Annotated in this window: 21 protein-coding genes; 16 read left to right on the top strand and 5 right to left on the bottom strand. The window is 64.8% G+C overall.

Features of this window, described 5'->3' with window-relative positions; all coding sequences use genetic code 11:
- Positions 1-20 precede the first annotated feature (20 nt).
- The 5 genes from AB7535_RS05350 (at position 21) to AB7535_RS05330 (ending at position 5,039) form a co-directional block, all read left to right on the top strand.
- Complete coding sequence (locus AB7535_RS05350; protein WP_085403943.1) at positions 21-938, top strand: LysR family transcriptional regulator; 918 nt, start codon at positions 21-23, stop codon at positions 936-938.
- Positions 939-970: 32 nt separating this feature from the next.
- Positions 971-2,221, top strand: a complete 1,251-nt coding sequence (locus AB7535_RS05345; RefSeq protein ID WP_085403944.1) for a Zn-dependent hydrolase — start codon at positions 971-973, stop codon at positions 2,219-2,221.
- A gap of 12 nt (positions 2,222-2,233) precedes the next feature.
- On the top strand, positions 2,234-3,145 hold the full coding sequence (locus tag AB7535_RS05340) for an NAD(P)-dependent oxidoreductase (RefSeq protein WP_085403945.1): 912 nt from the start codon (positions 2,234-2,236) through the stop codon (positions 3,143-3,145).
- A gap of 11 nt (positions 3,146-3,156) precedes the next feature.
- A complete protein-coding gene (locus tag AB7535_RS05335) occupies positions 3,157-4,230 on the top strand; it encodes a malate/lactate/ureidoglycolate dehydrogenase (RefSeq protein ID WP_071915764.1) in 1,074 nt (357 codons plus the stop codon).
- Positions 4,231-4,397: 167 nt separating this feature from the next.
- On the top strand, positions 4,398-5,039 hold the full coding sequence (locus AB7535_RS05330) for a suppressor of fused domain protein (protein ID WP_071915765.1): 642 nt from the start codon (positions 4,398-4,400) through the stop codon (positions 5,037-5,039).
- Between the two features lie 200 nt (positions 5,040-5,239).
- Here AB7535_RS05330 and AB7535_RS05325 read toward each other — a convergent pair whose 3' ends face one another.
- Complete coding sequence (locus AB7535_RS05325) at positions 5,240-6,313, bottom strand: tartrate dehydrogenase (RefSeq protein ID WP_063984708.1); 1,074 nt, start codon at positions 6,311-6,313, stop codon at positions 5,240-5,242.
- A 159-nt stretch (positions 6,314-6,472) separates the two neighbouring features.
- Between AB7535_RS05325 and AB7535_RS05320 the strand changes: the two genes are divergently transcribed.
- Entirely contained in the window at positions 6,473-7,249 is a 777-nt protein-coding gene (locus tag AB7535_RS05320; protein WP_085403946.1) for an SDR family oxidoreductase, read from the top strand.
- A gap of 115 nt (positions 7,250-7,364) precedes the next feature.
- On the top strand, positions 7,365-8,783 hold the full coding sequence (locus AB7535_RS05315) for an amidase (RefSeq protein ID WP_135215960.1): 1,419 nt from the start codon (positions 7,365-7,367) through the stop codon (positions 8,781-8,783).
- A gap of 53 nt (positions 8,784-8,836) precedes the next feature.
- On the opposite strand, the gene AB7535_RS05310 is transcribed toward AB7535_RS05315, so the two are convergent.
- The 3 genes from AB7535_RS05310 to AB7535_RS05300 form a co-directional block, all read right to left on the bottom strand.
- Complete coding sequence (locus AB7535_RS05310) at positions 8,837-9,019, bottom strand: hypothetical protein (RefSeq protein ID WP_135215961.1); 183 nt, start codon at positions 9,017-9,019, stop codon at positions 8,837-8,839.
- A 197-nt stretch (positions 9,020-9,216) separates the two neighbouring features.
- Positions 9,217-10,326: an amino acid ABC transporter permease gene (locus tag AB7535_RS05305; RefSeq protein ID WP_085403948.1), complete on the bottom strand. Its 1,110-nt coding sequence runs from the start codon at positions 10,324-10,326 to the stop codon at positions 9,217-9,219.
- Between the two features lie 2 nt (positions 10,327-10,328).
- Positions 10,329-11,516, bottom strand: a complete 1,188-nt coding sequence (locus tag AB7535_RS05300) for an amino acid ABC transporter permease (protein WP_439037235.1) — start codon at positions 11,514-11,516, stop codon at positions 10,329-10,331.
- An 87-nt stretch (positions 11,517-11,603) separates the two neighbouring features.
- Between AB7535_RS05300 and AB7535_RS05295 the strand changes: the two genes are divergently transcribed.
- The 4 genes from AB7535_RS05295 to AB7535_RS05280 all read left to right on the top strand — a co-directional run bounded on the left by AB7535_RS05295 (position 11,604) and on the right by AB7535_RS05280 (position 15,652).
- Positions 11,604-12,476, top strand: a complete 873-nt coding sequence (locus AB7535_RS05295) for a MurR/RpiR family transcriptional regulator (RefSeq protein WP_135215962.1) — start codon at positions 11,604-11,606, stop codon at positions 12,474-12,476.
- Between the two features lie 3 nt (positions 12,477-12,479).
- Positions 12,480-13,829 carry an aspartate aminotransferase family protein gene (locus AB7535_RS05290; protein WP_085403951.1) on the top strand — a complete coding sequence of 450 codons (1,350 nt, stop codon included), beginning with the start codon at positions 12,480-12,482 and terminating at the stop codon, positions 13,827-13,829.
- A gap of 12 nt (positions 13,830-13,841) precedes the next feature.
- Positions 13,842-14,855, top strand: a complete 1,014-nt coding sequence (locus AB7535_RS05285) for an amino acid ABC transporter substrate-binding protein (protein WP_063984716.1) — start codon at positions 13,842-13,844, stop codon at positions 14,853-14,855.
- Positions 14,856-15,013: 158 nt separating this feature from the next.
- Positions 15,014-15,652 (top strand): aspartate/glutamate racemase family protein, encoded by a 639-nt coding sequence (locus AB7535_RS05280; protein ID WP_085403952.1) that lies wholly within the window; start codon positions 15,014-15,016, stop codon positions 15,650-15,652.
- On the opposite strand, the gene AB7535_RS05275 is transcribed toward AB7535_RS05280, so the two are convergent.
- Entirely contained in the window at positions 15,649-16,296 is a 648-nt protein-coding gene (locus tag AB7535_RS05275) for a TetR/AcrR family transcriptional regulator (protein ID WP_063984718.1), read from the bottom strand. The genes AB7535_RS05280 and AB7535_RS05275 overlap by 4 nt on opposite strands.
- 150 nt (positions 16,297-16,446) lie before the next feature.
- On the opposite strand from AB7535_RS05275, the gene AB7535_RS05270 reads away from it, so the two are divergent.
- From AB7535_RS05270 to AB7535_RS05250, 5 genes are read left to right on the top strand one after another with little or no spacing between them, the layout of a single operon-like run.
- Positions 16,447-16,656: a ferredoxin gene (locus AB7535_RS05270; RefSeq protein ID WP_007607931.1), complete on the top strand. Its 210-nt coding sequence runs from the start codon at positions 16,447-16,449 to the stop codon at positions 16,654-16,656.
- Positions 16,657-16,715: 59 nt separating this feature from the next.
- The gene (locus tag AB7535_RS05265) at positions 16,716-17,936 is read left to right on the top strand and encodes a cytochrome P450 (protein ID WP_085403953.1); all 1,221 of its coding nucleotides are present in this window, start codon (positions 16,716-16,718) and stop codon (positions 17,934-17,936) included.
- Between the two features lie 32 nt (positions 17,937-17,968).
- A complete protein-coding gene (locus tag AB7535_RS05260) occupies positions 17,969-19,303 on the top strand; it encodes an MFS transporter (protein WP_439037234.1) in 1,335 nt (444 codons plus the stop codon).
- Between the two features lie 3 nt (positions 19,304-19,306).
- Positions 19,307-19,969, top strand: a complete 663-nt coding sequence (locus AB7535_RS05255) for a sulfite oxidase-like oxidoreductase (protein ID WP_085403955.1) — start codon at positions 19,307-19,309, stop codon at positions 19,967-19,969.
- 25 nt (positions 19,970-19,994) lie between these two features.
- Entirely contained in the window at positions 19,995-21,218 is a 1,224-nt protein-coding gene (locus tag AB7535_RS05250) for a bifunctional alpha/beta hydrolase/OsmC family protein (RefSeq protein WP_085403956.1), read from the top strand.
- Positions 21,219-21,245: the final 27 nt, after the last annotated feature.

Genomic DNA, 21,245 nt, shown 5'->3' with positions numbered 1-21,245 from the left:
CGATCGGGAAAATCCTTCTCATGCTGGACTTCAGGTCGATCGAAACCTTCCTTTGGGTTGTGAAGCTCGGCAGCTTTCGCGGCGCCGCAGCACGGCTCAATACGACCCAGCCGGCGATCTCCCAGCGCATCGCCCAGCTCGAGCGCGAGATGGGCGTAAAGCTCCTCAACCGCGATCATCGCGTTGCTTCGCCGACGCCGAGCGGCCGGCAGATGATGGTCTATGCGGAGAAGTTGATCGGTCTGAGGGCGGCGATGATCGCCGAGATCGGCGACCGCTCGGCGATGCGCGGCGTGATGCGCCTCGGCGTCGCCGAGACCATCGTGCACACCTGGCTGCCGCGGCTCGTCAAGAGCATGAACGAAGTCTATCCGAACCTGTCACTGGAGATCGAGGTCGACATCACGCCGAACCTCACTGCGCGCCTGCTCGCGCAGGAGATCGAGCTTGCCTTCGTGGTGGGGCCGCTGTCGGCCTCGGGCGTCCACAATCGCGTGCTCGCGGATTATCCGATCGGCTTTCTCGCAAGCCCCTCGCTCGGGCTCGGCAACGGCCCGGTGACGCGCGCCGACCTCGCGCGGTTTCCGATCATCACCTTCCCGCGCAAGACCAGGCCTTACGAGGTCGTGCGCGAAGTCTTCGACCGGCCGGAACTGCCGCCGATCCGGCTGCATGCGTCCGCATCGCTGGCGACGGTCATCCACATGGCGGTCGAAGGGCTCGGCATCGCCGTGATCCCCGACGCCATCGTCGAGAACGAGCTCGCCGACGGGCGGTTGCAACTGCTCAAAACCGATCTCGCCATAGCGCCGCTGACATTCACGGCGAGCTGGCTCGCCTCGCCTGACGTCGTCGCGGTGGAGCGCGTCGCCGAGCTCGCACGGCAGATTGCGCAGAGCAGCCTCGCGGTTGACGAGTCCGCGCCGGCGCGTCATTGAAAAAGGCGCCGGACAACCGAGAGACCGACCGCATGAGCCGAGCCGCCACCAATCTGCAGATCGATTCCGCCCGCCTCTGGGGCTCCATCCACGAGACCGCGCAGTTTGGCGGGACGGCCAAGGGCGGCGTGCGGCGGCTGACGCTGAGCAGCGAAGACAAGCAAGTGCGCGACTGGTTCCGCAAGGCCTGCGAGGACGCCGGCCTCGAGGTGCACGCCGATGCGCTCGGCTCACAGTTCGGCCTGCGCAAGGGCCGCGACATGTCGAAGCTGCCCGTCGGCATCGGCTCGCATCTCGATACCCAGCCGACCGGCGGCAAGTATGACGGCATTCTGGGGACGCTCGGCGCGCTGGAAGTGATCCGCACGCTGAACGACGCAGGCATCGAAACCGAAGCGCCGATCTGCGTCGTCAACTGGACCAACGAGGAAGGCTCGCGCTTCGCACCGGCGATGATGGCGTCCGCCGCTTACGTCGGCGATTTCACCACCGACGACATCCTGTCGCGCAAGGATATCGACGGCACGACCGTCAGCCAGGCGCTCGACAGCATCGGCTATCGCGGCGACAAGCCGGTCGGCTTCCAGAAGCTCGGCTGCTTCGTCGAGCTGCACATCGAGCAGGGTCCGATCCTCGAGGCCGAAGGCAAGACCATCGGCGTGGTCGATTCCGGCCAGGGCGTGCTCTGGTACGACGGCAAGATTTCCGGCTTCGAGAGCCATGCCGGATCGACGCCGATGCCGCTGCGGCGCGATGCGCTCGCGACGCTCTCCGAAATCGTGCTGGCGATGGAGGCCATCGCGAAGAAGCACGGGCCGAAAGCAGTCGGCACCATCGGCGAGGCCGTGATCGCAAACCCCTCGCGCAACGTCATTCCCGGCGAGATCGCCTTCACCATGGACTGCCGCAGCGCGGATGGCGCCATCATGGACGCGCTCGATCGCGATCTGCGCGCCGCCACTGCCGAGATCGCCGCGCGCCGCAAGGTCGAGGTCAAGATCGACCTGGTCTGGCGCAAGCCGCCGACGCATTTCGATCCCAAGCTGATCGCGGCGGTCGAGAACGCAGCGAAGACGCTCGGCTATTCCTCCCGCCGCATCACCTCCGGCGCCGGCCACGATGCCTGCAACCTCAACACCGTCATGCCGGCGGCGATGGTGTTCGTGCCCTGCAAGGACGGCATCAGCCACAACGAGCTGGAAGACGCCACGCAGCCCGACTGCGCCGCGGGCACCAACGTGCTGATGCATACCGTGCTGGCGATCGCCGGCGTCGCGTCCTGATCGGAGAGAGCCATGCGCGGAGTTTTCGTCGACGCCAACGAAGCCCTCGCCGTGATCATGGAGCGGCTGGAGAAGCCCGGCGACCCCAAGGTGCGGATCCACAGGGATCCCGACATCAAGCCGGAGCAATATCCTGAAGTCCTCGATGGTGCCGAGATCGCCATCGTCGATCACACCGCGCTGCCGACCGAGGTCGCGAAGAAATGCGCGGGGCTGAAGCACGTCGTGTTCCTCGGCACCGGCGCGCGCAGCTACATGAATCCGGAAGAACTCGCCGAGCTCGGCATCTCCGTGCACCTGATCAAGGGCTATGGCGACACCGCCGTCGCCGAATCCGCGATTGCGCTGATGTGGGCCTCCGCCCGCGTCATCGCGATGATGGATCGCGAGATGCGCGGCGGCAACTGGCTGCGCGAGGATGGCATGCAGCTCACCGGCAAGACGCTCGGCCTGATCGGCTTCGGCGGCATCGCCGCGGAAGTCGCACGCATTGCGGTCGGCTCAGGCATGAAGGTGATCGCCTGGAACCGATCGCCAAAGAGCCATCCTGGCGTCGAGTTCACCGATCTCGACACGCTGCTGGCGAGAAGCGACGTCGTGTCGCTCCATCTGCTGCTCAACGACGAGACCCGCGGCATGATCACGCGCGAGAAGATTTCTGCGATGAAGCCCGGTGTCATCCTGATCAACACCGCGCGTGCCGCGGTCGTCGACGAGCAGGCGATGATCGACGCGCTGAAGTCGGGGCATATCCGCCATGCCGGCCTCGACGTCTTCAACATCGAGCCCCTGCCCGGCGACCATCCGCTGACAAGACTGCCGAACGTGACGCTGTCGGCGCATTCGGCCTTCCGCACGCCGGAAGCGAGCGAGAACCTGATTGAAGCGGCATGGGTCCATTGCCGCCGGATCGTGAAGGGATAAAAGCAACAACAATGGCCGACTATCGCACCATCAAGGCAGAGCCGCTCACCAACGTCGTCCGTGCCATCGTCAAGGCGGGCGGGTCTACGGACCGCGAAGCCGAGCTCGTGTCCACCAACCTCGTCGAGGCCAATCTTAGAGGACATGACTCGCACGGCGTCGGCATGATCCCGCGCTATGTCCAGAGCGTCACCACGGGCGGCCTCGCCGTGAACGCGCACGTCAAGGTCGTGCTCGACACCGGCCCGCTTCTCACCCTCGACGGCCTCACCGGCTATGGCCAGGTGATCGGCCATGAAGCGATGGAGCTGGCGGCAGAGCGCGCCAAGCGCAACGGCGTGTGTCTCGTCGGCCTCTCCAACTCGCACCACATCGGCCGCATCGGCCATTGGGCCGAGCAGTGCATCGACCACGGGCTGGTCTCGATCCACTTCGTCAACGTGATCTCGCGCCCGATCGTGGCGCCGTGGGGCGGCAGCGATGCGCGCCACGGCACCAACCCGTTCTGCGTCGGCATCCCGCGCAGGGGCAAGGACCCGATCGTGCTCGACTTCGCCACCAGCAGGATCGCGCAGGGCAAGACCCGCGTCGCCCACAACAAGGGCGTCGAACTCGAGCCTGGCACCATCATCGATAATGAAGGCAAGCCGACCACCAACCCGCGCTACACCGTGATCCCGCCGCACGGCGCCATCCTGCCGTTCGGCGAGCACAAGGGCTCCGGCCTCGCACTGGTGTGCGAAATCCTCGGCGGCGCGCTCTCCGGCGGGCAGGTGGTCAAGGGCCCGTCCGACGGCAAGTACAACGTCCTCAACGGCATGCTCTCGATCGTCATCGACCCGAACAAGCTCGGCACCGGCGACAACCTTGCGAGCGAGGTCGAGAGTTTTGTTGCCTGGCACACCGGCTCGCCGCCCGCTCCCGGCGTCGACAAGGTGAAGATCGCCGGCGATCCCGAGCGCGAGACCAGGAAGAAGCGTCTGGCCGAAGGCATTCCGGTCGACCCGACCACCTGGCAGGAAATCCTGGAGGCCGGGACGAAGTTCGGGCTGGATCAGGCGGCGATCGAGAAGATCGCGGGCTAGTCGGGAACGAAGCGCATCGCTGAGAATAGCCCGGCCAAGTGCACTATCGCGCAACGAGGTCTGGACTAAAGCGAAGCATCACCGCACTCGTGGAACGGATTTGAACCGGCCCGCGTCGTCTCGCGACAACGCGGATATCCCGGTCCACATCCGCCCTCGAGGTTCACATGTTCTCCCGTCTTGCAAAGCTCATGTCCGGCTCGAGCGAGCCGTTACCCGAAACCGACTTCTACCGGCACCGGCTCGCGATCTATGAAAGCGAGCTGGGCGAGCCCGAGCACAGCTTCACCGACAGCGCGGAGCGCCGCATCGACATCCACGCCTTTGGCCGCGATTTCGTGCCGGTGTGCGAAGAGGGATCTGACGAAGGTTATGTGCTTCTGACCAACGGCATGAGCGAACAGCGAATGCCGGGGGTGCATGGCGACGCAAAGCCACGTGCCGAGCTGATGTGGTATGTCCGGGAGCCGACAGAGGAGGTTTGCGCCAATCTGCGCTGGCTCGCCAATCTGCCGTTCATCGACACGACCTGGTTCGGTTTTGGTCATCACGTCGCGCTGCCGTGTCCGCCGGTTGCAGGAACGGACTTCCAGACGTTCCTGTTTCTCACACCGATCATCGGCCCCGATAAGCAGATCGCCGAGGCGCTGGAGATCGCGAGCGATCCCGTGGAGATCCTGACCGTGAACCTGATCTCGCATCAGGAGCTCGGGCTGATCAAGTCCAGGGGGCTCGATCCGTTTCTCGATCTACTCGACGAGAACGACTATCCGCCGATCTTCGATCCAACGCGGAAATCGTATGTCTAGGGTGCGCCAAAAACACCGCTGCCCTTCCCTTCTCCCGTTGTGGGAGAAGGTGGCGCGAAGCGCCGGATGAGGGGTTCTCTCCGCGAAGAAAAACTTCTCGGACGGGAGGCCCGTCTCTGCGGAGACAGACCCCTCACCCGCCTCGCCGCTACGCGGCGAGCCACCCTCTCCCACAAGGGGAGAGGGGAAGATCTGCCGCCTCAATCCACCATATCCGCAACCGCCTTGCCGCAGGCGGTGGTGTCGGCGTTGCCGCCGAGATCCTTGGTGCGGAGCGTGCGTTCGGCGAGCGTGCGCTCGATCGCATCGACGATCGACTTGCCGGCTTCCTTCTCGCCGAGGTGCTCGAGCATCATCGCGCCGGACCAGATCGCGCCGATCGGGTTGGCGATGCCCTGCCCCGCGATGTCGGGTGCCGAGCCGTGCACCGGCTCGAACACCGAGGGGAAATCGCCCTCGGGATTGATGTTGCCTGATGGCGCGATGCCGATGGTGCCGGTGCAGGCCGGGCCGAGATCGGAGAGGATGTCGCCGAACAGATTCGAGCCGACCACGACGTCGAACCAGTCCGGATGCAGCACGAAGTTCGCGGTCAGGATGTCGATGTGGTACTTGTCCCACTTCACGCCCGGAAACTTCTTCGCCATCGCCTCCACGCGCTCGTCCCAATAGGGCATGGTGATGGAGATGCCGTTCGACTTGGTCGCCGAGGTCAGGTGCTTCTTCGGCCGCGACTGCGCGAGCTCGAAAGCGAATTTCAGGATGCGGTCGACGCCGATGCGGGTCATCACCGTCTGCTGCGTCACGAACTCGCGGTCGGTGTCCGGGAACATGCGGCCGCCGACGGAGGAATATTCACCTTCGGTGTTCTCGCGCACCACCCAGAAATCGATGTCGCCGGGCTTGCGGTTCGCCAGCGGCGACGGCACGCCGGGCATCAGCCGCACCGGGCGCAAATTCACGTATTGGTCGAACTCGCGGCGAAACTTGATCAGCGAACCCCACAGCGAGACGTGATCCGGAATCTTGGCCGGCCAGCCGACGGCGCCGAAATAGATCGCGTCATGCTTGCCGATCTTTTCCTTCCAGTCGTCGGGCATCATCTGGCCGTGCTTCTCGTAATAGTCCCAGGACGAGAAGTCGAAATGGTCGAAATGCAGGGACACCCCGTGCTTCTTCGCCGCTGCCTCGAGAACGCGCAGGCCCTCGGGCATCACTTCCTTGCCGATGCCGTCGCCGGGAATGACTGCAATCCGGTACTGTTTCTTGCTCATCGAGAACGTCCTTGGTTGGTCCGGCAGCCGCCGCCTTTTTGACCGCACTGCAATGGACCAAACTCGGCAGCAGTGCAACGCTGCACTGCAATGTTGACCGTGGCGCGGCCGAGCGCCTACTGGTTTGATCCTGATGTTCCCACCGAGCGAGTACCCTTCATGGATCTGCATCTGCGTGGCAAGCGCGTCCTGATCACGGGCGCGTCCAAAGGCATTGGCGCAGCCGCCGCCGAGGCGTTTGCCGAGGAGGGCGCAAACCTCCTGCTCGCCGCCCGCAGCGGCGACCAGCTCAAGGCGCTGGCGGACCGTCTGCGCTCCGCGCACCAGATCGATGCCGCGACGAGCATCGTGGACCTGCGCAAGGCCGAGGATTTGGCGCGGCTCGCGACGGAAGCCGCCGATATCGACGTGCTCGTCAACAATGCCGGCGACATCCCCGGCGGCTCGATCGACAAGATCGACGAGGCGACCTGGCGGCACGCCTGGGAATTGAAAGTGTTCGGCTACGTCAACCTGACGCGGCAGATCTACGCGCAGATGAAGGCGAAGGGCGGCGGCGTCATCGTCAATGACATCGGCGCGGCCGGCGAAAAATTCGACGCCAATTACATCTGCGGCAGCGCCGGCAACGCCGCATTGATGGCCTTCACCCGCGCGCTCGGCGGCAAGAGCCTTGCCGACAACATCCGCGTGGTCGGCATCAATCCCGGCCCGGTCGGCACTGATCGCCACGTCACCCTGCTCAAGACGCGGGCAAAGCACCAGTTCGGCGATGAGAGCCGTTACAAGGAATTCCAGAAGAGCCTGCCGCTCGGCCGGCCCGCGCATGCGCGCGAGATCGGCGATCTCATGGCGTTCCTGGCGTCTGATCGCGCCGGATATACGTCGGGGGTCATCTATACCGTGGATGGCGGCATCAGCGCGGGCTGGGGTTAGTTTTTTCCCGTCATTGCGAGCGCAGCGAAGCAATCCAGAAATGCATCCGCTGTGGCAGTTCTGATTGCTTCGCTGCGCTCGCAACGACGAATGAATAAGCACAGGAGTAAAATAGTTGTCTCAAGACCTGATCCGAGAAACGGCCTGCACCGTCGTCGACAAGCTGCGATCCGGCGACGTCTCGCCGCTCGAGCTTCTGGATGTGCTGGAGAAGCGCGTCGGTGAGGTCGACGGCAAGGTCAACGCACTGCCGACGCTATGCTTCGATCGCGCGCGGGACAACGCCAAGGCGCTGATGCAGAAGCCGGCCGGCGCGCGCGGGCTGCTCGCGGGCCTGCCGGTACCGATCAAGGACCTGACCGATGTCGCGGGCGTGCTGAATACGCAGGGTTCGCCGATCTTCAAGGACAATGTGCCCAAGCAGTCCGATCTCATGGTCGAGAACCTCGAAGGCAATGGCGCGGTCGTCTACGCCAAGTCGAACACACCGGAATTCGGCGCTGGCGCCAACACGTTCAACGAAGTGTTCGGCGCGACGCTCAATCCCTGGGATACGACGAAGTCTGCGGCCGGCTCCTCCGGCGGCGCGGCGGTGGCGCTGGCCACCGGCATGGCCTGGCTCGCCCAGGGCTCCGACATGGGCGGCAGCTTGCGCAGCCCCGCGGCCTTCTGCGGCGTGGTTGGCATGCGGCCGAGCATCGGCCGCGTCGCGCATACGCCCAAATCGGCGATCGACCGCAATCTCGGCGTGGTGGGGCCGATGGCGCGCAACGTCGAGGATCTTGCGCTGCTGTTGGATGCCATGAGCGGCGACTATGCGGACGACCCGCTGTCGCTGCCGGCGCCTGCGACCTCGTTCCTGTCGGCGGCGCAGTCAGGCAAGAAGCCGAAGCGCATCGCCTATTCGCCCGATCTCGGCATCACGCCGGTCGATCCAGAGGTCAAGGCGATCACGCGCAAGGCCGCGGAACGCTTTGCGGAGGCCGGCGCGATCGTGGAGGAAGCGCATCCGGACTGGCGCGAGGCGCATGAATGCTTCCACGTCCTGCGCGCCTTCGATTTCGCGATCACCAAGGCCAATCTGCTGCGGACCAAGCGCGACCTCCTGAAGCCCGAGGTGATCTGGAACATCGAGGAAGGCCTCAAGCTCACCGTCGAGCAGCTCGCGCGCGCCGAGGCGCAACGCGTCGGCATGACCGCGCGCGCGATCGAGTTCTTCAAAAACTACGACCTGCTGTTGACGCCAACCACGATCGTGCCGCCCTTCCCGATCGAGCACCGCTATGTCGCCGAATGCGCCGGCAAGAAGTTCGAGAACTATGTCGAATGGCTCGGCATCGTCTACGCTATCACGCTCGCCTGCTGCCCGTCGCTGTCGCTGCCCTGCGGCTTCACGGCGTCTGGCCTCCCGGTCGGCGTACAGGTCGTCGGTGCCCCGCGCGCGGATGCGCAGGTGATCGCCGGCGCGAAGGTATTGGAAGATATTCTGGGTCTGCGCGGCTCCACGCCGATCGATCCCAAGGTGAAGGCCTGACGCGGGCCGCACGGCGGAGGCTTGGCCGTCCCCCGCCGTGCGCCGGTCAGACCTTAGTCGTTCGCTTTCGGCCCGCCGTGATACCGATGCGCATCGTATCCGGCCTCATCCGTTGGAGCGGCGAAGGCGAAGGAGTTCGGATGCGTTTCCGACATCTGGGCGGTGGCCGCCGAAGCCATGTGCGAGTGATTCATTGCCTCGTGGGCAGAGGCGGCGGAGCAAAGCGCGACCAGCATGGCCGACGCTGCGAGAACTGATTTCATCATGATGTGACGTGCCTCTTGTGAGTGCCACCAGCAAATTGCAGATGGATCTCGCCGCGTAGGATTGCCAGTTTGAATCCAGGCACGCGATATAGGCGCGGCATAAGCATTTCGCGCTCCAGTATGGGCTTCCAGCGCTTCTGGCCCGCTCCCGCGGCGGGGAAAGCCGCTCACCTCGAGGCGGTATTCGCCTCCAGGCCGCGACTGTACCGCGACATCGCAAAGCAAAACACAAAGTAGATCGCGGCAACGAAGATGTAGACCTCGACCGAGAATTGCTGCCAGGCGGGATCGATGATCGCGGTCTTGGCCGTCGTCAGCAGGTCAAAGATGCCGATGATCAGGACCAGGCTGGTGTCCTTGAAGAAAGCGATGAAGGTGTTGACCAGCGGCGGGATGACGTGGCGGATCGCCTGCGGCAGGACGATCAGGCGATGCTTGCGCCAGTAGGACAGCCCCAGCGCATCGGCGGCCTCATATTGCCCGCGCGGCACGGCCTGGAGGCCGCCACGGATGACTTCGGCAAGGTAGGCGCCCGCGAACAGGATGATGGCGATCTGCGCGCGCAACAGCTTGTCGATGTTGAATCCACTCGGCATGAACAGCGGAAACATCACGCTCGCCATGAACAACAGACTCACCAGCGGCACGCCGCGGATCAGCTCGACATAGAGCACCGAGAGCGAGCGGATCGCCGGCAGCTTTGAGCGCCGGCCGAGTGCGACCAGGATTCCGAGCGGGAAGCCGAACGCGAGACCAAACGTCGCCAGGATCAGCGTCACCGGCAATCCGCCCCAACGGTCCTGCGACACAAAGGAGAGCCCGAACACGCCGCCCCACATCAGTACGCTGATCAACGCGAGCGCGCCGATCCAGATATAGGCCAGCTCGCGCCGCCACAGGGCGCGGCGGGTGGAGAGATAGAACAGCGCGATGAACAGCACCACCGACAGCGCCGGCCGCCACTGCTCGTCGAACGGATAGGTGCCGAACAGGATGAAGCGATATTTTTCGGGGATGATCGCCCAGCAGGCACCGAGGCCGCGCGCGGCGCGGCAGGCGCTGGAGTCGTTTGCCGGCGTGAGCCACACGGCATTCGCGATGCCCCACTGCACGAAGCTGAAGATGCCCTTGGCGAGGATCGCCAGCAGCACGACCGAAAGAACGGCGTTGGGAATCGACGAGAACAAATTGGTGCGCAGCCAGCGCAGCACCGGATTGCCCATCTGCGGGCGGCGGGCAGCGCGCGGGGCGTCCGGAATGTCGGTGATCGCCGTCATGATCAGCGCTCCACCAGCGCGATGCGCGAATTGTACCAGTTCATGAAGAAGCTGATGCCGAGGCTGATGGTCAGGAACACCGCCATGATCAGCGCGATGGCCTCGATCGCCTGCCCGGTCTGGTTCAGCGTGGTATTGGCGACAGACACTACGTCTTGGTAGCCGATCGCAACCGCGAGCGAGGAGTTCTTGGTCAGGTTGAGATACTGGCTCGTCATCGGCGGTACGATGACGCGCAGCGCCTGCGGCAGGATGATCTGGCGCAGCATGAAGCTGCGGCGCAAGCCGAGCGCATTGGCGGCATCCCATTGTCCGCGCGGCACGGACTGGATGCCGCTGCGCACGATCTCGGCAATGAAGGCCGAGGTATAGGTCACGAGCGCGATCAGCAGCGCGAAATACTCCGGCGCGAGCGTCAGCCCGCCGACGAAGTTGAAGCCGCGCAGCTCCGGCCATTCGATCTTCCAGGACACACCAAGCGCCACGGACATTGCCGCCGGCAGCGCGACGATGAGGCCAACCGCAAAGGGCCACGCCGGCCGCGGCTTGCCGTCGCGCATCTGCTGCGCGATCAGCCATCGCCTGATGAGATAGAACACGGCAAGCCCGAGCACGGCTGTACCGAGCACCCAGAGCTGCGGCGAGCCCAGCGGGATTGCCGGCAGGATCAGGCCGCGATTGGACAGAAATACGCCCTCGACCGGCCGCCAGGCCGCGCGCGCGGCCGGCAGTGCCTGCATCAAGACGTACCAGAACAGGAGCTGAAGCAGCAGCGGGATGTCGCGGAGCGTTTCGACATAGACGGCGGCGAGCCGCGACAACAGCCAGTTGGCGGAGAGACGCGAAATGCCGATCAGCGTGCCCAGGATCGTCGCGAGCACGATGCCGATCACGGCGACGCGCAAGGTGTTGGCGATGCCGACGACGAAGGCCCACAGGTACGTGTCTCTCGGATTATAGGCGAGCAGGCTGTCGGCGATCGGCATGCCGGCTTCGCGGCCGAGGAAAGCGAAGCCGGTGGTGATGCGGCGGGCCGAGAGATTGGTGACGGTGTTGGACCAGAGGAAGGCGACAACCCCAAGCACGATCCCGACGACGAGCACCTGCCAGAACAGGCCTTGCAGCTCTCGGCGCCCAAATCCGCCGAAGAAGCGACGGCAGGGCGGCGGTCTCGGACTGTCTGAAGTCACAGCACAAAAACCCTTCTCAAGAGCAACGATTTCCGGCGGCGCACGTCAACTGTTGCACCAATCTGAAAATCGTGCAACAAATGTTTCATGGCCGAGCCCGCGAAATCCTCGCCCTTGAGCGAACTGCGCATTGCGTTGCCATCGCTCCCCCTGCGCCTGCAGGAGGTCGGCCGCTTCGTTGCCGCCAATGACTACGACGCCACCACCCGTTCGATGCGCGATCTCGCCGCCGAGGCCGGCGCCGACCCGGCCGCATTCACGCGGCTTGCCAAGGCCATCGGCTATTCCGGCTGGGACCAGTTGCGCGCGGCGCTCACCGAAGCGCGGCGGCCATCGCAGATCTCACCTTTCTCCGGCCGCGCCAAGAGCCGCCGTCACGGCCCGAACGCCGATGTCGCGCTCGTCACCGACAAGCTCGAGGCCGAGGGCGCCGGCCTTCTGCGCATTCCGGCCCAGCCGATTGCGGATGCAGCCCGCGCGCTGCACGACGCCAAGCGGATCTGGATTGCCGGCTACCGAAGCTGCCGGGGCGTCGCGGAGCTCTTGAACTACGAGCTCCGGCTGTTCCGTCCCGAACAGGTGCAACTCGTCGGTGCATCCGGCCCCGACGATCTCGATCTCGGCGCCTTTCGTCCCGGCGAAGCCGTCATCGTCATCGGCTTCCTGCCCTACACGCATGCGAGCGTCCGTGTTGCGCAGGCCGCCCATCGTGCCGGCGCAGCGCTGATCGCGATCGCGGACAGCCTCTCGGCGCCGATGGCCGAAGGCGCCGACCACGTGCTGCTGTTCGAGGCGGCCTCGTCCCCCGGCTTCTTCCCGAGTCTCACGGGTGCCATCGCGATTGCGCAATCGCTCGCGGCGGTCACATTCTCGCTCGGTGGCACGGCCGCCAAGAAGCGCCTGGAAACCACCGAGGCGCGGCTCGCCGCGGCCTCCACTTACGTCCCAGAGAAAGGTTGACCCATGGCCGCTCGCACCAGCCGCGTGCTGCACCGTTCGTTGCGCGAAACGCCGCCCAAGGCGATCGGCGGCGAAGGCGTCTATCTTTTCGCCGAGGGCGGGCGGCGCGTGATCGACGCCTCCGGCGGCGCAGCCGTCTCCTGCCTCGGCCATCAGCATCCGCGCGTGATCGCGGCGATGACAAAACAAGCCTCGACGCTGGCCTATGCGCACACCGCCTTCTTCTCCTCCGAGCCGGCCGAGGTGCTGGCCGAGACGCTGGTCGGGCATGAACCCGGCGGTCTCGCCTACGCCTATTTCGTCAGCGGCGGATCGGAGGCGATCGAAGCCAGCATCAAGCTGGCGCGGCAATATTTCATCGAAGGCGGCGAGCCGCAGCGGCAGCACTTCATTGCGCGGCGGCAGAGCTATCACGGCAACACGCTCGGCGCGCTCGCCGCCGGTGGCAATGCCTGGCGGCGCGCGCCCTATGCGCCCCTGCTGTCCGGCGCCTTCAGCCATGTGACGCCGGCCTTTGCCTATCACGAGAAGCACGAGGGCGAATCCGATGCGCAGTTCGTGGCGCGACTGGCCGCGGAGCTCGAAGCCGAGTTTCAGCGGCTTGGACCGGACACCGTTGCGGCGTTCCTCGCAGAGCCTGTTGTCGGCGCCACCGCCGGTGCGGTGACGGCACCGGACGGCTACTTCAAGGCGGTGCGTGAGATCTGCGACCGGCATGGCGCCCTCCTCATCCTCGACGAAGTCATGAGCGGCATGGGCCGCACCGGCACGACGCACGCCTGGGAGCAGGAGGGCATTGCTCCTGATATCCAGGCGATCGCAAAGGGCCTCGGCGGCGGCTACCAGCCGATCGGCGCGATGCTCGCGAGCGGCAAGATCATCGACACCATCCGCGCGGGCTCCGGCGCGTTCCAGCATGGCCACACCTATCTGGCGCATCCCCTCGCCTGCGCGGCCGCGCTCGCGGTGCAGGATGTGATCCGCGAGGACCGCCTGCTCGACCGCGTCAAGGAGCGCGGCAAACAGCTCGAGCAGCGGCTGACCGAGCGCTTCGGCAATCACCGCCATGTCGGCGATATCAGGGGCCGCGGCCTGTTCTGGGCGATCGAGCTCGTCGCCGATCGCGCCGGACGCACCTCGTTCGATCCGGCGCTCAAGCTGAACCAGAAGATCAAGGCGGAAGCCTTCGCCAACGGGCTCAGCTGCTATCCCGGTGGCGGTACCGTGGACGGCGTCCGTGGCGACCATGTGCTGCTGGCGCCGCCCTATATCGCTTCGGCTGCCGAGATCGATCTGATCGTCGACAAGCTCGGCACCGCCGTCGACAACGTGTTGCGTAGTGTCAATCACTGAGGGGAGAGTCATATGATGAGGAAAGTGGTTATCGTAGCCGGCATGCTCGCGGCATCGACGGTTGCCGCGTCGGCGGCGACGCTCGACACGGTGAAGAGCCGCGGCACGCTGATCTGCGGCGTCAGCGCCGGCTTTGCCGGTTTCTCCGCGCCGGACTCGCAGGGCAATTACAAGGGTCTCGACGTCGATTATTGCCGCGCGCTCGCGGCCGGCGTGCTCGGCGACGCCAGCAAGGTGCGCTACGTCTCGCTGACCGCGCAGAACCGCTTCACCGCGCTGCAATCGGGCGAGATCGACGTACTCTACCGCAACTCGACCCAGACCTATCTGCGTGGCGTGACGCTGGGCCTCCGCCAGGGTCCGGTCAACTTCTACGACGGCCAGGGCTTTGTCGTGAAGAAGGACCTCGGCGTGAAGGAGATCAAGGATTTGAAGGGTGCGACTGTCTGCGTCGCGCAGGGCACCACGCATGAGGTCACGCTCGGCGATTACGGCCGCGCTAACGGCATCGACTGGAAGCCACTGGTATTCGACCGTGTCGACACCATGTACCAGACCTTCTTCGGCGGCCGCTGCGATGCCATGACCCAGGATGCCTCCGCGCTCGCCGGCGCCGTGACGACCGCGGCGCCGAATCCGGCCGACTACGTCGTGCTGCCGCAGACCATCAGCAAGGAGCCGCTCGGGCCGTTCACCCGCAACGGTGACGAAGTCTGGAGCGACATCATCACCTGGTTGCATTACGGCCTGATCGAGGCCGAGGAACTCGGTGTCACGCAAGGCAATGTCGACGAGATGGCGAAGTCACAGACGCCGGCGGTCCAGCGCCTGCTGGGTGCCTCCGGCGACCTCGGCTCGCGGCTCGGTCTCGACAACAAATGGCTGGTGACGGTGATCAAGGCCACCGGCAATTACGGCGAGATCTACGAGCGCAATGTCGGCAAGGCGAGCCCGCTCAAGCTCGACCGCGGCCTCAACGGCCTCTGGAGCAAGGGCGGCTTGATGTACGCGGTGCCGTTTAAGTAAACGGTGCTTCACCTCTCCCCGCCTGCGGGGAGAGGTCGACCGCGCAGCGGTCGGGTGAGGGGGAGCCTCCGCGAATTCATCCCTCACCTTCAACGTGGATAGAGCCCCTCACCCCGCCCCTCTCCCCGTAAGAACGGGGAGAGGGAGAAGAGACACCGATGCGCATCGCCCTGATCCACGCCCTCAAGCATTCCATCGCGCCGATCGAGGCCGCGTTCGCGAAGGCGTGGCCGGAGGCGCGGCTGATGAACCTGCTCGACGACAGCCTGTCGGCGGATCTGGCCCGCGACGGCGTGCTCAACGATGCCATGACCGAGCGCTTCCTCGCGCTCGGCGACTATGCGGCAGCTACGGGAGCGAACGGAATCCTGTTCACCTGCTCGGCCTTCGGCCCCTGCATCAAGGCCGTCGCGCGCGCACATGCGCCGATGCCCGTGCTGAAGCCGAACGAGGCGATGATCGAGCAGGCCGTGACCATGGGCAAGCGCATTGGCCTGCTCTCGACCTTCCCGCCGACACTGGCCTCGATGCCACCGGAGTTTCCGGCCTCCGCCCAGGTCGTGCCGAAACTCGCTGAGGGCGCGCTGGCGGCGCTCGATCGCGGCGATCGCGCCACGCACGACAGGCTGATTGTCGAGGCTTCAAAGGACTTGCGCGATTGCGACGTCATTGCGCTCGCGCAATTCAGCATCGCGGCAACCGCTCCGCTGGTCGCCGAAGCCACCGGCCGCCCGGTCGTGACGACCCCGGACAGCGCGGTCGACAAGTTGATGAGGCTGCTGAAAGCGAAGGCCTAGGCGCCGGCCTTTTTCCGACGACGCGCATCCTTGATCGCAGCAGCAAGCGCGGCCTTCGTTTCGTTCACAAAGTCCTCGACCAGTTCCTCGCGCGTGGCATGCGCGGCCTCGCCGGTGAACAGGCCCTGCTCGGCCAGCATCACGACGCCATGCAACGCCGCCCAGATCTTGAGGGCTTGCCGTTCGCGCAAGAAGCCGACCGCCGGTGCCTCGAGGGCTTCGATCACCAGCGCAAAAGTCTCGCGCGTGGCGTCGTGCAGCTCGCTGCCCTTCGCCGCGCATGACACGGTGCGGGAAGCGAACATCAGGCGATAGATGCCGTTGCGGCGCAGACCGAAATCGAGCGTCGCCTGCGCCAGCCGCGACAGTTTCGATTGCTTCGACGGCTTCGCCATCGCCTCGCGCAGAAGTGCACTGAGCTGCCGGAACGCCTCCGCCGTCACCGCAGTTAGCAGCGCATCACGGTCGGCAAAATGCCGATACGGCGCCGGCTGCGAGACGCCGAGCTGTTTGGCAAGCGCCTTGATGCTGATCGCCTCGGCACCGCCCTGCTCCGCCTCGCGCAGCGCAGCCTTGATCAAGGCGTCACGGAGATCGCCATGGTGGTAGGTATTCTCCGGCTTACGGACGAGTTGTGAACGCATGTTGCGTCAAGCCTATAAGTTTGCCCTTGACAGGGGAAGCCCGCCGCGAATGTAATAGGATATAACTTAAAGCGGCGACAAATGCCGCCGATAAAATTGACATGAGGAACGCGCGGCCTTCGTCCCGCGCACACGACCGAGGAAGCCGCCATGACAGAGCGACTGAGGGTTCACGTCGATCCCGATAAATGCCAGGGCCACGCGCGCTGCAAGGCGCTCGCGCCGGAGCTGTTCGAGCTCGACGAATACGGCAACGCCCATGAGGCCGGGGACGGCACCGTGCCGCCCGGCCTCGAAGACAAGGCTTGGCTTGCCAAATCCAATTGCCCGGAAATCGCAATCGATGTGATCGAGGAGTAGCGCGGCCCCTGCCCGCTTGCGTGCTTTTAGCGAACACGAGCCCTGAGGGATTTCCTGCCATGTCCGACGTCAGCCAGCCTGTCGCCCACCCGCCCGTCACCGACTGGGTCAACGATTTCGACCACACCGATCCGCAATGGACGGAGGATCCGTTCTCGATCTGGGAGGAGCTTCGCTCCGCGAGCCCGGTGGTGCATACAAAGCGCTTCCTCGGCTGCTACATGCCGACGACTTATGAGGCGGTGCGCGAGATCGCCAACGACACCGAGCATTTCTCCTCGCGCCGCATCATCGTCCGTGACGTTCGGCCCGAAGTCGCCAGGAACGCCGCTCCGCCGATCACCTCCGACCCGCCCGTGCACAAGCCAGCCAAGCAATTGCTGTTGCCGCCTTTCACGCCGGACGCGATGAAGAAGCTGGAACCGCGGATGCGCGCGATCTGCAACGAGCTGATCGACGGGTTCATCGCCGATGGCAAGGTCGATGCCGCAGCGCGCTACAGCAAATATATCCCGGTTCAGGCCATCGCCCATATGCTCGGCATTCCCGAGAGCGACAGCGATCTGTTCATCGACTGGATCCACATGATCCTCGAGCTCGGCATCAAGGACGAGAACAAGCTGCTCCAGGCCGTGCAGGAGATGAGCGCCTATTTCAGGACGCATATCGAGGAGCGCAGATCGAAGCCGACCGACGACCTGATTTCCTATTTGATGAACGCCAAGGACAAGGAAGGCCAGCCGCTGGAAGAGTCCCATGTGCTGGGTTCGCTGCGGCTGCTCCTGATCGCCGGCATCGACACCACCTGGAGTGCGATCGGCTCCTCGCTCTGGCATCTCGCCCGGACGCCGGCCGACCGCGAACGGCTGATCGCCGAGCCCGGGCTGATCCCGATCGCCGTGGAGGAGCTGCTGCGGGCCTATTCGCCGGTGACCATGGCCCGCGAGGTGGTCAAGGAGACCACGATCTCGGGCTGCCCGGTCAAGGCGGGCAACATGGTGCTGCTGTCGTTCCCGGCCGCCAACCGCGACCCCAAGATGTTTCCGGACGCTGACAAAGTCGTGATCGACCGCCGGGAGAATCGCCATGCCGCCTTCGGCCTCGGCATCCACCGCTGCGTCGGTTCCAACCTTGCACGCATGGAGATGCAGGTTGCGCTGGAGGAATGGCTGAAGCGGATCCCGGACTTCTCCCTCGATCCGGCAGGCACGGTGACCTGGTCACAGGGCACGGTGAGAGGCCCCCGCCAGTTGCCATTTCTGTTCGGAAAGGCGATGTAGGCCTTTCCAAGACCAACGGAGAGAGGCCGGACGTGACAGAGCAAGCAACCCTACCGGCCTCTGATCACATCGATATCGACATCGACATCGCCGACGCCAAACGGCGGATCAAGGCGATCTTCATCGGCTCGATCGGCAATCTCGTCGAGTGGTACGATTTTTACGCCTATACGGCGTTCGCGCTCTATTTCGCTCCGGCCTTCTTCCCCGGCAACGACCCCGTCGTCCAGCAATTGAACGTCGCCGTGGTGTTCGCGGCGACCTTCCTGATGCGCCCCTTGGGCGGCTGGCTGTTCGGCTACATCGCGGATCATTTCGGCCGGCGTATCTCGCTGACGTTATCCGTCGTCTTCATGTGCTTCGGCTCGCTGATCATCGCGCTGACGCCGACCTATGCGACCATCGGTTTCGCCGCGCCGGTGATCCTGGCGCTCGCCCGCGTCATCGAAGGCCTGAGCCTCGGCGGCGAATATGGTGCCAGCGCAACCTATCTCAGCGAGGTTGCCGATCCCAAGCATCGCGGCTTCTATTCGAGCTTTCAATACGTCACGTTGATCGGCGGCCAGCTCACCGCGATCATCGTGCTGCTGCTCCTGCAAAAGGTCTTCCTCACGCCGGAGGAGCTGAGGGCCTGGGGCTGGCGCATCCCGTTTGCGATCGGCGCGGCGCTGGCGATCTTTGCCGCGGTGATGCGGCGCAATCTGCACGAGACTGAGGCCTTCGAGGAAGCCAAGAAGGTGGTGAAGCCGACCGGCTCGCTGGCCAATCTGCTACGCTACCCGCGCGAGTTGCTGCTGGTAGTGGGCCTCACGGCCGGCGGCACCGCGGCGTTCTACACCTTCACCACCTACATGCAGACGTTCGTCAAGCTCTCGGTCGGCCTGACCGAGGACCAGACCACTTTCGTGATTTTCGGCACGCTGATCTTCGCGACGATCCTGCAGCCGATCTACGGCGCGATCTCCGACAAGATCGGGCGCAAGCCATTGCTGATCTTCTTCGGCGTCGCGGGTACGCTCGCGACCGTGCCGCTGCTGATGACGCTGAAGGAGACCAAGTCGCCTTTCATGGCCTTCATCCTGATCTGCTGCGCCTGGTTGTTCGTCGCCGGTTACACCTCGATCAACGCCTTGGTGAAGGCCGAGCTGTTCCCGACCAATGTCCGCGCCCTCGGTGTCGGCCTGCCCTACGCCATCACGGTCTCGATCTTCGGCGGTACGGCGCCGGCGATCGCGCTCTATTTCAAGAGCATCGGGCATGAGGAGTGGTTCTACTACTATCTCGCCGGCGTCATCTGTTTGTCGCTGATCATCTATTCCACCATGCGTGACACCAAGCACGCCTCCGCGATGCACCGCCACGAGTAGCTCATGGCCGACGACAACGAGCCGCCCGACAGCAAGCTGACGCGCACCAAGGAGAAATGGGCGCGCGAAGGCCGCTTCCTCACCGGCCGCGTTACGCGACCGGAGGATCAGCGGCTGCCGCCGGGCCAGCATCTCACCAAGGACTGGCCGGTGCTCGATCTCGGAGTCGTGCCGCCGGTTTCGCGCGAGCGCTGGCGGCTCGACGTCTACGGTGCGATCGAGACCCCCGTATTCTGGACGTTTGCCGAATTCGCAGCGCAGAAGCAGGCGCAGTTCACCTCCGACATTCACTGCGTGACGACCTGGTCGCGCTACGACAATCAATGGGAAGGGCTCGCCACGCGCGAACTGCTGGCAGCCTGCCGGCCGCGCGAGGACGCGCGCTTCGTTGTCTTGCATTCCCATGACGGCTACACCACCAACCTGACGCTGGAAGACTTTGCCGCCGAAGACGCGCTGCTCGCCCACAGCTGGTCGGGTCAGCCGCTGACCGAAGAGCACGGCGGCCCGGTACGGCTCGTCGTGCCGCATCTGTATTTCTGGAAGAGCGCCAAATGGCTCCAGGCCATCGAGTTCCTGACCGAGGACGCGCCGGGCTTCTGGGAAGTCCGCGGCTATCATAACCGCGGCGATCCCTGGGCCGAGCAGCGTTATTCAAGCGATTAAGTTCAAGCAAGGACGGGGGAAACCCATGCCGACCGAACGCTTTCAATTCACCGGCGAAGGTGGCCATCAACTAGCCGCCGCGCTGGAACTGCCCGATGGCGAGCCCGCGGCCTACGCGCTGTTCGCGCACTGCTTCACCTGCGGCAAGGACACGCTGGCAGCAAAACGCATCTCGGTCGCGCTCGCCGCCACGGGCATTGCGGTGCTGCGCTTCGACTTCACCGGGCTCGGCTCCAGCGAAGGCGATTTTGCCAATTCGACGTTCACCTCCAACGTCGCCGACCTCGTGCGCGCCGCCGATCATCTGCGCCAGCTCCGCACGGCGCCATCGATCCTGATCGGCCACAGCCTCGGCGGTGCCGCGATCCTCGCCGCGGCCGGAAGGATTCCGGAAGCCAAGGCTGTCGTGACCATCGCGGCGCCGTCCGATCCCGCTCACGTCACCGGTCTGTTCAGCGAGCATCTCGACAGCATCCGCGCGCAGGGCGAAGTCGAGGTCTCGCTCGCGGGGCGCCCGTTCCGGATCAAGCGCGAATTCCTCGACGACATCGCCGAGCAAGAACTGATGAAGGACATCACCGGCCTGCACAAGGCGCTGCTGGTGATGCAGTCACCTGTCGACGACACCGTCGGCATCGACAATGCGACCAAGATTTTCGTTGCGGCAAGACACCCCAAGAGCTTCGTCTCGCTCGACCACGCCGATCATCTCCTGACCAAGCCGGCCGACGCCCTCTACGCGGCCGACGTGATCGCGGCCTGGGCCAGCCGCTACATCGACACCGCGAAGCCCGCGAAGGCGATGGATCTCGCGGAAGAGCCGCGCAAAGTGGTGGTGCAGGAAACCCGCAAGAGCAAGTTCAACCAGGCCATCACCGTCGGCCCGCATCACCTGGTGGCTGACGAGCCGGTCGCGGCCGGCGGCGAGGATGCCGGCCCCGGCCCTTACGACTTCCTGCTCGCCGGGCTGGGTGCCTGCACCTCCATGACCATGCGCCTCTATGCCGATCGCAAATCGCTGCCGCTCGATCGCGTCACGGTCACGCTGAAGCATTCGAAAATCTACGCCAAGGACTGCGCGGAGTGCGAGACGCGCGATGGCATGCTCGACCAGATCGAGCGCGACATCGCGATCGACGGCGCGCTCGACGCGGAGCAGCGCAAGAAGTTGATGGAGATCGCCGACAAATGTCCGGTGCACCGGACGCTGACCTCGGAGATCCGCATCGTGACGAAGGCCGTGGACTAGCGCGTTATTGTTTAAGCATGATCTTTT

It is taken from the genome of Bradyrhizobium sp. 956_D2_N1_4 (genome assembly GCF_052076025.1).
Lineage (GTDB): Bacteria > Pseudomonadota > Alphaproteobacteria > Rhizobiales > Xanthobacteraceae > Bradyrhizobium > Bradyrhizobium barranii.
This window is presented reverse-complemented; position numbering and strand designations above follow the sequence as displayed.

What these genes read in the sequence shown, in the direction of transcription:
- AB7535_RS05350 (WP_085403943.1), top strand. Translation starts at nt 21, where the DNA reads ATGCTGGACTTCAGGTCGATCGAAACCTTCCTTTGGGTTGTGAAGCTC.
- AB7535_RS05345 (WP_085403944.1), top strand. Translation starts at nt 971, where the DNA reads ATGAGCCGAGCCGCCACCAATCTGCAGATCGATTCCGCCCGCCTCTGG.
- AB7535_RS05340 (WP_085403945.1), top strand. Translation starts at nt 2,234, where the DNA reads ATGCGCGGAGTTTTCGTCGACGCCAACGAAGCCCTCGCCGTGATCATG.
- AB7535_RS05335 (WP_071915764.1), top strand. Translation starts at nt 3,157, where the DNA reads ATGGCCGACTATCGCACCATCAAGGCAGAGCCGCTCACCAACGTCGTC.
- AB7535_RS05330 (WP_071915765.1), top strand. Translation starts at nt 4,398, where the DNA reads ATGTTCTCCCGTCTTGCAAAGCTCATGTCCGGCTCGAGCGAGCCGTTA.
- AB7535_RS05325 (WP_063984708.1), bottom strand. Translation starts at nt 6,313, where the DNA reads ATGAGCAAGAAACAGTACCGGATTGCAGTCATTCCCGGCGACGGCATC.
- AB7535_RS05320 (WP_085403946.1), top strand. Translation starts at nt 6,473, where the DNA reads ATGGATCTGCATCTGCGTGGCAAGCGCGTCCTGATCACGGGCGCGTCC.
- AB7535_RS05310 (WP_135215961.1), bottom strand. Translation starts at nt 9,019, where the DNA reads ATGCTGGTCGCGCTTTGCTCCGCCGCCTCTGCCCACGAGGCAATGAAT.
- AB7535_RS05305 (WP_085403948.1), bottom strand. Translation starts at nt 10,326, where the DNA reads ATGACGGCGATCACCGACATTCCGGACGCCCCGCGCGCTGCCCGCCGC.
- AB7535_RS05295 (WP_135215962.1), top strand. Translation starts at nt 11,604, where the DNA reads ATGGCCGAGCCCGCGAAATCCTCGCCCTTGAGCGAACTGCGCATTGCG.
- AB7535_RS05290 (WP_085403951.1), top strand. Translation starts at nt 12,480, where the DNA reads ATGGCCGCTCGCACCAGCCGCGTGCTGCACCGTTCGTTGCGCGAAACG.
- AB7535_RS05285 (WP_063984716.1), top strand. Translation starts at nt 13,842, where the DNA reads ATGATGAGGAAAGTGGTTATCGTAGCCGGCATGCTCGCGGCATCGACG.
- AB7535_RS05280 (WP_085403952.1), top strand. Translation starts at nt 15,014, where the DNA reads ATGCGCATCGCCCTGATCCACGCCCTCAAGCATTCCATCGCGCCGATC.
- AB7535_RS05275 (WP_063984718.1), bottom strand. Translation starts at nt 16,296, where the DNA reads ATGCGTTCACAACTCGTCCGTAAGCCGGAGAATACCTACCACCATGGC.
- AB7535_RS05270 (WP_007607931.1), top strand. Translation starts at nt 16,447, where the DNA reads ATGACAGAGCGACTGAGGGTTCACGTCGATCCCGATAAATGCCAGGGC.
- AB7535_RS05265 (WP_085403953.1), top strand. Translation starts at nt 16,716, where the DNA reads ATGTCCGACGTCAGCCAGCCTGTCGCCCACCCGCCCGTCACCGACTGG.
- AB7535_RS05255 (WP_085403955.1), top strand. Translation starts at nt 19,307, where the DNA reads ATGGCCGACGACAACGAGCCGCCCGACAGCAAGCTGACGCGCACCAAG.
- AB7535_RS05250 (WP_085403956.1), top strand. Translation starts at nt 19,995, where the DNA reads ATGCCGACCGAACGCTTTCAATTCACCGGCGAAGGTGGCCATCAACTA.